The organism is Caldivirga sp. MU80 (genome assembly GCF_001663375.1).
Taxonomy (GTDB): Archaea; Thermoproteota; Thermoprotei; order Thermoproteales; family Thermocladiaceae; genus Caldivirga.
On record NZ_LCTF01000016.1, the window covers coordinates 19,051 to 31,012 of the forward strand.

Sequence of the window (11,962 nt, forward strand, 5' to 3'; positions counted from 1 at the left end):
AAGGTTTATGACTGTAGCTTTAGGTAAATTAACTTAATGTATTAATAGGCTATATAACTTAGATAAGTTAATGCTGTAATTACCATAAACATCACCACCGGTAATGTTAACGATATCACCACTTACCTTAACGTCAGCCCTAAAGGGCGCAACCATACCCCACATCCTCAACACCCCGTTGGAGTCCTCCTCATAATACATGTAGGTGGTTTTAATGTGATGCCCCCTCCACCCATAGGTCACCTCAGGTGTCCTGGGAAATACGACAGTGTACTCAGTACTGCTAGTTGAAAGAACTGCGTGGTTTCTCCCCATGCTTACCACGTTACCCATGCAGTGTATGTTCCACCTGAACCTACCTACACCATTCACCTCATCCAGTATCACGTAGATGAACTTACCTAAACCTGCAACCCCCCTCCTATGCCTAACGCCTGGGTACGTGTCTGCCTCGAAGGAGGCGTAGACATTGCCGCCCTCAACCCAGTACCTTATTAACCTACCCCTGGTCTCAACCTGGTCCTCGTCACGGAGTGTTACCGTGTTGTGGGCTATGCTCCTCCTATGCCACGTCCAGTGGAGCTCGGAGTAGTAACCTCCAGAACCTGCATCAACAATGAGAGGTTCACCGTTTGAGTGGAGTTCAAAGCTTAACTTATCGGGGTGCCCGTGCCAAGCACCGTGTGGACCGTAGTCGAGGATGAAGTAGGTTGCCTTGGGGCTATCCCCACTTCTAACTATGAACCTCCCTGAGTCATCAAGTACAGTCACTTCGCTATGCCTAGGCTCAATGGGGTTCCCCAGGATGTTTAACCCATCGGCCAGTGCTATGGTACTCAACGGTGATGTTGGCCTTGCCCCAAGCTCCAACAACTTTAATCCAACCTTAACCAGCACTGGGTCACCGTACCTAACGCCACTTATTATGAATGGGTCTGGGTTAGGTAAATCATCCCCACTGTCCTCCAGTGCAGGCATCCTGTAGCGTGGGTCAAGCAGGTTCCACAACCAGTACACCGCCCTCTTAATAACTGGTTCACCACCCCTCGCCACTGAGTATATGTCGACACCGTTGAGCCTAAGCAACTCGGCTCCCCACGTCACCAGGTTAAGCACGGCGTTGTGGTAGCCGGCGGACTCCTCAAGCCACCCACCATCATTTAGGAAGTAACCTAGCGCATTCCTAAAGACAGCCTCAGCCTTGATTAGGCCAAGTTTAGAATTCCTGAAGTTGAATTTGCTTGATATGGCCAGTAGGGCTAAGGCTTCTGTCAACTCCCAGTTGCCAGCCCAGGCGTTAGTTAGCTTAATTAACTCGCCCTGAGCCCACCTAAACATCAACATGAGCCTCAGCTTCAAGTCACTAGGCAACTCATCCTCAAGTAGGTCGTAGGCCAAGGTAAGTTGAAGCATACCACCTGAACCAGCCCCACCGTGTATGCCATTGAACCAGTGTATCAACTCCCCCCTCTCAAAGGCTGACGCAATGGCTTCAAGGCCCTTCAATGCATCACCTATGGGTGAGCCCAGATAGACGTGGCTAATGGCCAGTTTTAGGATTAGGTCTGCTAGGGCGGTGGTTACATAGCCACCCCTGGTGAATTCGCTTAGGTTTAGGAATATGGCTGGGTAAACCTTAACGCCACCGGCTAAGTACTCCTTAAGCACCTTAATGGCCTCTTCAGGTAGTTGCCTCCTCTTAACCAGCCTAATCCTACTTGAGAAGTCCTCGGCAGCCAGTTCATAAACCCCCATTGAGGCTGACTTATCGTCGTAAAAGCCCTCAACCTCATCAACCCACGTATCAAGGCGGCTAACTAGGCTTGGGTTAACCCTACCCAAGGCCTCAACGGCAGCGGCGTAGTCTGGGTTTATTGAGAACGCCCTAGAGGCCAACTTACCATTAATGCTGAACTCCAGGTAGGGCACGGAGTAGAGTGTGTCCTCCATGGACCAGCCTAGGGCCTCGGTCTTGAAACCGACAGCCAATGCTTGACCAGGCTTTACATTAATGGTATTCATTTCCATCGTTAAGTTAAGCTTGGACTCACCGATCCTCACCCTATCCACATCATAACCCCTCCTGCCCAGCACCGGCATAGACTTAACAAGCCTCACGTGTCCCTCAACCTTAACCTCCCCAACCCTCGACACTGGGTATATGGCCAGGGCCCCGTTAATGGAGTCACCCGGCTTAATAATGCTTGGCGACTCGATACCAATAATAAGTTCATCATCGGCGTAGTCAACCCTGCCCAAGCCGTTGAATGGTATTAACTCATAGCCTAGCTCCACAGCTCCACTTCCATTCGCAACCAGATTGAGTTCAACGTTGAAGAACTGGTCCTCAACTACGCCATAGCAGCCTGTTAGGCACCTAACCAGTAGGCCAACCTTCCTACCCTCATTGACGAAGGCTACCCATCCCAGTTCAGGGAAGTACCTGTCACTATACGTGTGCTTACTGAACCTGAAGCCGGAGACCGGTGGTCTCAGGCCAACGGCCGAGAAGCTGTTTGGTGGTTCAGGGAAGCCAAACTTCACGAAGTACCTGCAGTTGTACATGGCCCCAAGGGCCTCCCCCCAATACCCACCCTCACCGCAGGCGGTGTGGATAAGCTCCCTAATCCTATTAACCCCATTAGCCTTAACCCTAATGGTAACCCTAGGCCCATTGAGCGCAACCTCCTTAACCAGCGTTATGCCGCCTGACTCCACGCCCAGCACCACCGATGAGCCACTCACGCTTATGATTCTCCTACTGGCCTTTATCAACGGTTCAACTTCAAGTATACCCATGCCGGGCTCCATCAACTCTAGCTCCGGTCTCCTAGCCAGTAGGTGCTGGGTGTTGGTCCTCTTATCAAGTAGCTCCACTATGGTGCCGCTGGGTTCGTGTATCACCAGCCTGATTGAATCGTTCTCAAGGCTTATCACAGGTTGTGGGTTAGGTGTAGCTATATTAAAGTAAACCCGCAGACACCTTAACTGGCGGAATATTTTAATAGGGGGTTGTGCCAAGTGGGGGTGATGGGTACATTGAGCTACATCACCGACCTGTGGAAGAAGCCCTACGAGGAGCCGCTTAGGCGTGTTATTAAGGCTAGGTTGCTTAAGTGGCGTAGGGAACCCTCCGTGGTTAGGGTTGAGAAGCCCACCAGGCTGGATAAGGCTAGGAAGTATGGTTATAAGGCTAAGCAGGGGGTCGTGGTGGTTAGGGTTAGGGTTAGGAGGGGGCCGTTCAATAGGCGTAGGCCAAACACAGGTAGGAAGCCTAAGAGGATGGGCGTTTACGGCATTGCATTATCCACCAACCTCCAGGTAGTCGCCGAGCAGAGGGCGGCCAGGAGGTTTAGGAACCTTGAGGTCCTTGGTTCATACTGGGTTGGCGAGGATGCCATATACAAGTGGTTCGAGGTGGTCATGATAGACCCAAACCACCCAGCCATCAGGAGTGACCCAGACTACAGTGGCATTGTGGGGAGGGAGGATGAGAGGGAGAGGAGGCAGAGGAGGGTTAGGAGGCTAAGGCAGAGACAGAGGAGGCTAATTGAGAGGTTAAGGCAGAGGATGCAGGGACAGGGTAGTGGAAAGTCTAACTAACGCATCTGAACAATATTTATAAAATGCTACCTATCAGCTCAGGCAGGTCCTTGTGAGCAAGCTGGGCCTCAGGTTTGGGACTGATGGCGTTAGGGGGATTATTGGGGAAACAATAACCGATTTAACCGTAGCCATAATAGCTGAAGCCACTTTAAGGTACTGGTACAGGAGGTACGGCGTATCCAAGGTCCTCGTGGGTTACGATACCAGGTTCATGTCTAAGGACTTCGCAACCATAATAGCCTCAATAGCCAGGGAGCATGGGGCCGACGTGAACGTTGTCTCTGGGCCAACGCCAACACCAGTAATATCGTGGGCAGTGCTTAAGCATAGGTTTAACCTGGCATTCCAAGTGACGGCAAGCCACAACCCACCCAGGTATAATGGGGTTAAGGTAATTGGGGGTGATGGCGCGCCCGCCAGGCCAGAGGACACTAACGGTATTGAGGGGGTGATTAACAGTGAGTACGATGACATTTTAAGGTCGGTTAGGGATATTGAATACGCCCGGGCCCCTTCAATAAACATTAGGGATGAGTACATCGACAGCATCACCTCATGGTTCTCGGCCAGGTTTAAGCCAAGGAGACTTAGGGTCCTTGTGGATCCACTGCACGGTGCCGCTGTGGGTTATACGGCGGAGGCGCTTAGGAGACTTGGCTTCGAGGTCACTGAGGTTAACAGTGACCAGGACCCAAACTTCGGTGGTAAGGCACCTAACCCTGAGTACGAGTACATTAAGGATGATGTTGATGCCGTTGTTAACGGCAGGTTTGACATGGCCATAGCGAATGATGGCGATGGTGATAGGGTGGCCATGGTTGTTAAGGGTCTAGGTCACTTGGACGCCAACAGGATAATACCAGTCTTCCTGAGGGTGCTGTGGGGGTTGGGTATGGTTAAGAGGGGTGTGGCGAGGACTGTGGCGACGACGCACCTGATAGATGACGTGGCGGCTAGCCTCGGCATTAAGGTCGTTGAGACACCGGTTGGAATAAAGTACATTGTTGATGCAATGAACAGGGGTGAGGCTGATATAGGCGGTGAGGAGAGCGGCGGCCTAGCCTACTCCTGGCACATACCGGAGAAGGACGGCGTATATAGTGGCGTAATGGGGGCCTGCATAGAGGCTTCAGAGGGCATTTCAAAGATATACGGTGAATTAACAAGCAGGTTTGGTGAGAGGAGGTTCAGGAGGGTTGACATTAAGGCCAACGACGCCAAGGCCCTGGTTAATAGGCTTAGCCAAGAGTTAAAGAGAGCCATGGTCAACATGGGTGAGTTGGACAGGTTCATTGAAATTGATGGGCTTAAGGCGGTTTACAGGGATAAGTCATGGGTATTGGTTAGGGGTAGCGGGACAGAGCCCGTGATTAGGATTTACTCGGAGGCTTTAAGTGACGGTAGAGTCAACGATCTGATAGAGCCCGTGGTATCCATCATCAACAGGGCTATTGCTGGTTAATCACCATACATGCTTCTAAACATGGACGCTGATATTAACTGGCTAACCCTTAATGGTTCAGGTCTTCTGCCATCCCTCTGGAACTTGGATATGAGGACCTTAACCTCCCCATAGCTCAACCCCCTGTACCTAACCCAAACAGGGCCATACTTAGTGTTAACCATGACTGGTTCACCTATCCTATCAAGTATACTCAACCTCTCCTCGTAATCCTTAAAGAGTTTAACAATAGCCGCCCTGGGATTACCCCTACTCCTACTGAAGGCTAGGCACATTACGGGCACCTTCAACTCACTGTGCAATCTATCTATATCAACTATGTTGTAGAAGGATATTATGCAGCCGTCTATCATGACGGCGTGTACGTCTGGCCTATTCAACCCCTTAAACATGCCTATTATCGAATCGGTTACATCAAGACCACCTACGGTTGCGTATGAGTTAACCACACCGTCGATTATGAAGTCGCTCCTCATGACAACACCGGTGAGTATGGATTTGGGGTGGGTTAACTTGAAGCTCTCCGCTACGCCAAGCACCCTAATGGCTCTCTTACTGATGAGTGAGCCATGTCTCATTGAGTGGACACCTGACTCCTGAGAAAGCCCAGCAACTCCTCGGCATCACTGAAGTACTCGTGAACGTATTCGAAGGGGTTCTCAGCTATGTCCCCATCCTCAGGTGGCCAGTAGACGTAGACCGGCTTACCCATGTTAACGGCTATGGTGACCTCTGAGAAGACACCCCTACTCAACGTACCACCATACCTGGGCCTATAGGCAATCACCATGTCGGACTGCTCAATGTACCTGAAGTCCCTCCTCATTATTTGGTCTTGGATTAAGCTCCTCCTGGTCACGGGGTTCCTGGCAGTCACCTCCATGACCTCATCCTCCCTGAGCTCAATGGGGTATTCGCTGTCATCGTTATCCACGGGCCACCTATCACCCCTATCTATAGTGGTTCTTCTACCGTTGGTCCAATTCCTCTCAATAATCAACTCATCGATTGTTGTTGGTTCAAACAATACAACAATTCCCCTAAGTCTCCTGGCGAATTCATTAATCTCACCAATGGCCCTCCCGTTATCCCTAACGTGACTTATTGGGTGTGATAGGTATGCTTTAGGTAGCTTGGTGAACATGAGCTTGAAGAAGGTCTCCATGGGATGCTTAATGGCGATTACGTAGTTCCTTATACCCAGCACTGTGGCTAGCATGTCAGCCATCATTATCTCCACGGTCCTCCAGACGAAGACGTCCCTAAGCCTAATGTAAACCCCATGTCTCTCCCTGGACTCCCTACTACTGATCCTGTGCCAAACCGAGTAGGCATCATCAATGAGGGTTATCACCATGTCGAACTTAAACTCCTTAAGCGCATTGGCGTCTATTAGGCTCCAGTACGTGTTATGCCTAAAGTACGTTAGGTGCATGCTCACTATCACGTGCTCAGGCTGCTCCCTATCAATCCTATTGAGCAGTTGGTTAACGGTCTCATACCACTTGTTCCTCTGCTTCTCAAGGTAGCTATCGAGGAAGTAGGGCATGGAGTTGGAAAGCATGGAGTCGAAGTCAAGGGCCATGACCCTACCAACCTTACCGTTAGCGTAACTGCTGATTGAGTTAATCCACCTATGCTTATCCAACCCACTATGCCCAGCTACCAAAACCCTAACCATACATTGCTTACGTTAACTAAAGCAAGCAGCCATATTTAAAGCATTCCTGCGTTCTAAGCCGACGCATTCAATGGGTTCATGTTGTTAATTAAATGCTGTAAGGGTTAATGCTTAATTGTCTAACCCCAACCGCATCCATATGAGCCAGGGTGGGCTGGATTACGTGAATGAGTATAAATCAGTGGTAACGGGTATAATAGACGGTGTGTTGAAGGATCAGTGGAGTAACATAAAGTCAGCGGCTAGGTTATGCGCGGACTCGCTGAGCAAGGGTGGCTTAATCTACGTCTTCGGTACAGGACACTCAATGCTCATGGTCATTGAGGTCTTCTACAGGTCAGGTGGGTTAGCACCAATATACCCCATAATTGACCCGAACCTACTCGGCCTAAGCGGCATGGCCCTTTCAAGTAGCCTTGAGAGGCTACCTGGATATGCCTCAACGCTATTGAACTCCCAGAGGATAATACCAAACTCAACCATGATAATAATCTCCAATTCAGGTAAGAACGCTGCACCAGTGGAGATGGCATATGAGGCTAAGAGGAGGGGGTTAAAGGTAATTGCCTTAACCTCTGTGGAGTACTCTAAAAGTCTCCAGCCGGATAACCCACTAGGTAAGAGACTGTTTGAGTTAGCTGATGTAACAATTGATAATAAGGTGCCTCCAGGTGAGGCCGCATTAACGATAGGTGGGGTTAAGGTTGCAGCAGTTTCAACGGTAGTCAACGCCTTCATACTGCATAGCCTTGAGTTGGCCATCATCGATGAATTAAGGGGCAGAGGCATTGAACCCGAGGTTTGGGTCAGCGTCAACGTACCAGGCGGTAGGGAACGCAATGAAGCCCTGTTGGCTAAGTATAGGCAGGTCATAAGGTACCTCTAACCATACTAGAACTTAACCAAACCAATGCTTAAAAGGTACCGTTAAATCCACTGCCAATGGTTATTAAAAACGGAGTTCAAGTGCTCTTTGATGAAGGTTACGTTAACGACTTGAGGGGTAGGAGGATTGGTATCGTCACTAACCATAGCGCCCAATACCCAGGTAAGGGGCACCTGGTGGATCTACTGGTTAAGAGTGGGGTTGATGTGAGGGTTATCTTCACCCCTGAGCATGGGTTAATGGGTGATAGGCCAGCCGGCGAGCACTACCCCAACGGAGCATATGGCGGCATCCCGGTCTATAGCCTATACGGTCCTAGGTACAAACCACCGGTTGATGTTATTAAGGGGCTTGACGCGGTAATATATAGCATTCAGGATGTTGGTGTTAGGTTCTACACCTACATATCAACACTGTTCTATACGCTTGAATCCTCAGGTAAGGCGGGCGTTAAGGTTATGGTGCTTGATAACCCAAACCCGTTAACTGGCCTAATAGTAGAGGGCCCTATACTGGACCCTGGGTTAAGGTCATTTATAGGAATCTGGAGCATCCCAATTAGGTATGGCTTAACGGCTGGTGAGTTAGCTAACCTATTCAACGATGAGGCTAACCTTAAGGCTGATTTAACGGTGGTTGGGCTTAGGGGTTGGGTTAGGGGTATGTGGTTTGATGAGACTGGGTTACCGTGGCCTAGGCCATCACCAGCTATGGTGAGCTTAGAGAGCGCGATAATGTACCCCGGTATTGGCCTATTCGAAGGTACTAATGTTAATGAGGGTAGGGGGACTGATAAGCCCTTCAGGGTCATTGGGGCTCCATGGCTTGATAATGTTAGGCTCATTGATGAGGCGTCGACGCTGGGGCTTAATGGTTTGGAGTTAAGGCCAGTGGTCTATAGGCCAGTGGGAAATGGGGTTAAGTATAGTGGTGAAGATTGCAGGGGTGTGGAGTTCGTGATTAAGAGTAGGGTTGACTTAAGGCCCGTGAAGGCGGCCCTAGCCTTAATCAACATTATTAACCGTATACACCCAGGTAGATTCAGCTTCATTGAGCGTAACGGTTCATATCACTTCGACTACCTGGTTGGTAGAGGGAACGTTAGAGGTTTGTTAATGGGCGGTGATATTGATGAAGTTATGAGGATTGTTGATGAGGGTATTGAGGATTACCTAAGGAAAGTTAGGAGATACATGATCTATGGTAATTAAGCTCTATTGAGTCAGTAGGTGCTTAACAGCGTTGATAATGTCCTCATGGCTAATGGGTTTAGTGAAGACCCCCTGAGCAAACGTAACACTACCCCCACCCCTGCCCCCAATTTCGCTAAGCGCCTTAGCAACATCCACCGCCTTAACCTTGCCATTTGTGTAGACTTGGTACTCCCTCCCATGGGTTAGGATTAATACGTCACCTTGGTACCTGGTGGCTAACTCCTGTAGGTAATCCTTAACCCAGTAATCCTCAGCGTAAACGGCAACCCTAACCCCATTTATTGTTAAGGTTGACTTAGCCAATTTGGCTAAGTCGGCATCAATGGCCTTACGGGCAAGTAGCCTACTCCTCTCATTAGCCTCGTTAAGCTCCTTAAGTAGCCTATCCACCGCCTTAACGGCCTCATCCCTACCTACACCCAGCTTACCTGATATGAACTCCAATGCATCCTCAAGGCCCCTAACGTAATTCAGCGCATACCTGCCTGTGGTGAAGATGAATCTAACCACCCCCTCCTGTATCTTCTCGACCTTAACTATCTTTATTAAACCAACCTTACTGGTGCTGTCCAGGTGGGTTCCACCGCAAGCCTCAACATCATACATGTCCTCGCCCTCACCAATCCTAACAATCCTCACCGTGCCCCCAGGCACCACACCACCCTGGTAAATTATGAAGCCATACTTGGCCTCAGCCTCATTCCTAGGCATGAACTCCGCCTTAACCGGGATATCCCCCAGAACCACCTCATTGGCCAACTCCTCAATTCTCCTAACCTCCTCAGGCGTTGGTAGCCTATAGTGGGTTACGTCAATCCTACTGAACGGTATGTCCTTCTGGGCGCCCGCCTGCCAGACATGCTTACCTAGGACCCTTCTAATGCTTTGAAGCAGTATGTGGGTTCCGGTGTGCATCCTCATTAGGCCAAGCCTCCTCTCGGAGTCAATAACCATCTCCACCGTGTCGCCGGCATTAGGCACTGGCCCCTCGACAACGTGCAGTATCACTGGTCCAGCCCTCTGCACATCAACAACCTTAGCCTCAAGCCCATTGAACCTCAACACACCCCTATCGGCTGGTTGACCACCACCCTCGGGGTAGAATATGGTTTCATCAAGCACTACGTACCTACCCTTAATAACCTTAAGCACCTTAGCCTTACCGGTGAACATGTATGGGTTCTCGTAGAACAATTCCCTAGTAGGCTTAAGGTCTATCACATCATCGGCGGTAACGTCAACCTTCCCACCCTCCTCACCCCTACTCGGTCTCTGGTGCCTACTGGCTAGGATCTCGTAGAAGTTGTCGGGTACATCAACTTTAACACCCCTCTTAGCCGCCTCATCCCTAACAACCTCGGGTGGTATGCCGTGTGAGTCGTATAGGTTTATCAAGTCCTCAAGGGTCACCTTACCCCTTATCCTACTCATTAACTTGGGCAGCTGGTTTATGGCGGACTTATACTTACCCTCCTCTAAACCAACCAACTCAATTATAAGCTGCCTACTATCCTTCAGCTCAGGGTAATCATTAACTAGATAATTTAAATGCAGGTTGAAGATCTCTGCCAACGGTACCTCAGCCCCTATTGAGTAAAGGTACTTAAGCATCCTCCTGATTAGCAGCCTAGCCAAGTAACCAACGCCTGAGTTTGATGGTATCACGCCGTCGTTTATCATCCAGGAGACCGTCCTTGAGTGATCAGCCAGTACGTAGAGCGTCTCCTGGGGCTTAACCACGTTGATTAACTCCGTGGGCTCAACCCCAATCCTCCTAGCCACCTCAACATAGGCCTTGTCTAGTGCTATTACCTCCGGGTCAAGTTGACCCATGTGTATGGCTAGGGACGCCATGAGTTTCTCATCAGGCCTAGGCAGACCCAGCAATCCCCTAGCCCTACTTAGGAACTCTCCAAAGACAGCCTCGTATATGGTTGGCTTACCCGTTAGGACCCAGTAAATCCTCTCAAGGCCATAGCCCGTATCCACGATTCTAATCGGCATCTCCCTATACTCACCGCCAACCACCCTGTAGTGCATGAAGACCAGCGTGGCCACCTCAAGCCCCCTAACCAATACCTCAAAGGACTCACCAGCATTGCCGCCACCCTCCCAAATGTTCTCCTTATAAGTCACCTCATCATCCCTAAACCCAAGCTCCCTCGTGAAGAACTCGTGGGCGTACTCAACCGTCTCATCAACCCAGTAAACCTCCTTACCTGGGAAGTTGAAGGCGTGGTGAGCCATCATTTCAAAACCAGTCAGGTGCCTACCGCTCCTACCCACCTTATCCACGTCCGTTAGCCTAATGCTTGGTTGCGATATTGTAAGTGGGTTAGCTGGTGGTGGGACGACTCCCTCGGTTACCCAGGGTTGGAAGTCGTATATTGAGGCGCCCACCAGGTAGACGTCGTTCCTCCACCTGGCCACCACAGGGTACCTGTTAATCCTAGTGTGCCCCCTCCTCTCGAAGAAGCCTAGGAATCTCTCCCTAACGTCCCTAATGGACTCTGGCCTAAAGGTGCCTGGCGGGTTACCTATGAAGCCGTATGGGGTGCAGGGTTGGTCACCGCAGTTGTCCTGGCTTGGGTTAAGCGTCCAGTAGTGGTGGCCGCAGTATGGGCACTTACCCCTCCTAAACCCCCTACTTACGAACAGCCTTGTCCTAAGTAGACTCTCATTGAACACGGGCACTCCACTTAGCCTTAACTGGGCTTAATTACTCTTTTGCAGTTACTAGCCCAGTAACCAACGTTACTTAACGTGATGTTGAGAGTTAGTGTTTTAATACTAGAGTGGGCTGACACCATATGCGTAGGAGGGGGGCTGTGGGTTTCCTAGTTACATCACTGCCGTATAGGGTTAAGGTATACTCGAACTTCCAGGTCCTCATACCTGCCAGCCTGGTTAGGGCTTTGGAGATTACGAACTTGAGGTACGTTAACGTAACCTTCAGGTACAATGATGCGATGGAGACAATTAGGGGTGTTAGGCTGCTTAGGACTAGGCACACAGATTCGAGGCAATTCACAATACCGAAGGAGGTTAGGGAGAAATATGGCATTAAGCCTGGGGACTACATAGAGATCCTGTCAATTACCCCTCTCTCATGA

General features: G+C 50.1%; 9 protein-coding genes. 5 read left to right on the forward strand and 4 right to left on the reverse strand.

Going from position 1 to position 11,962, the window contains the following annotated elements:
• Positions 1-33: 33 nt before the first annotated feature.
• Complete coding sequence (locus AAX04_RS05950; protein ID WP_066795541.1) at positions 34-2,937, reverse strand: heparinase II/III-family protein; 2,904 nt, start codon at positions 2,935-2,937, stop codon at positions 34-36.
• Positions 2,938-3,030: 93 nt separating this feature from the next.
• On the opposite strand from AAX04_RS05950, the gene AAX04_RS05955 reads away from it, so the two are divergent.
• On the forward strand, positions 3,031-3,603 hold the full coding sequence (locus AAX04_RS05955) for a 50S ribosomal protein L15e (protein WP_066795544.1): 573 nt from the start codon (positions 3,031-3,033) through the stop codon (positions 3,601-3,603).
• A gap of 52 nt (positions 3,604-3,655) precedes the next feature.
• Positions 3,656-5,068, forward strand: a complete 1,413-nt coding sequence (locus AAX04_RS05960; protein ID WP_238377817.1) for a phosphoglucomutase/phosphomannomutase family protein — start codon at positions 3,656-3,658, stop codon at positions 5,066-5,068.
• On the opposite strand, the gene AAX04_RS05965 is transcribed toward AAX04_RS05960, so the two are convergent.
• Together AAX04_RS05965 and AAX04_RS05970 are read right to left on the reverse strand one after the other, a co-directional pair.
• The gene (locus tag AAX04_RS05965) at positions 5,065-5,646 is read right to left on the reverse strand and encodes a DUF99 family protein (RefSeq protein WP_066795546.1); all 582 of its coding nucleotides are present in this window, start codon (positions 5,644-5,646) and stop codon (positions 5,065-5,067) included. The genes AAX04_RS05960 and AAX04_RS05965 overlap by 4 nt on opposite strands.
• Complete coding sequence (locus AAX04_RS05970; protein WP_066795549.1) at positions 5,643-6,749, reverse strand: hypothetical protein; 1,107 nt, start codon at positions 6,747-6,749, stop codon at positions 5,643-5,645. Before AAX04_RS05970 ends, AAX04_RS05965 begins: the two co-directional genes overlap by 4 nt.
• A 139-nt stretch (positions 6,750-6,888) precedes the next feature.
• Between AAX04_RS05970 and AAX04_RS05975 the strand changes: the two genes are divergently transcribed.
• Positions 6,889-7,635 carry an SIS domain-containing protein gene (locus AAX04_RS05975; RefSeq protein ID WP_066795551.1) on the forward strand — a complete coding sequence of 249 codons (747 nt, stop codon included), beginning with the start codon at positions 6,889-6,891 and terminating at the stop codon, positions 7,633-7,635.
• Between the two features lie 56 nt (positions 7,636-7,691).
• Positions 7,692-8,846, forward strand: coding sequence for an exo-beta-N-acetylmuramidase NamZ domain-containing protein (locus tag AAX04_RS05980; RefSeq protein WP_066795553.1), 1,155 nt, complete (start codon positions 7,692-7,694; stop codon positions 8,844-8,846).
• Between the two features lie 3 nt (positions 8,847-8,849).
• Here the strand turns inward: AAX04_RS05980 and alaS are convergent, their stop codons facing one another.
• Positions 8,850-11,543: an alanine--tRNA ligase gene (gene alaS, locus AAX04_RS05985; protein ID WP_066795555.1), complete on the reverse strand. Its 2,694-nt coding sequence runs from the start codon at positions 11,541-11,543 to the stop codon at positions 8,850-8,852.
• A 116-nt stretch (positions 11,544-11,659) separates the two neighbouring features.
• Here alaS and AAX04_RS05990 point away from each other — a divergent pair, with 116 nt between their 5' ends.
• A complete protein-coding gene (locus tag AAX04_RS05990; RefSeq protein ID WP_066795558.1) occupies positions 11,660-11,962 on the forward strand; it encodes an AbrB/MazE/SpoVT family DNA-binding domain-containing protein in 303 nt (100 codons plus the stop codon).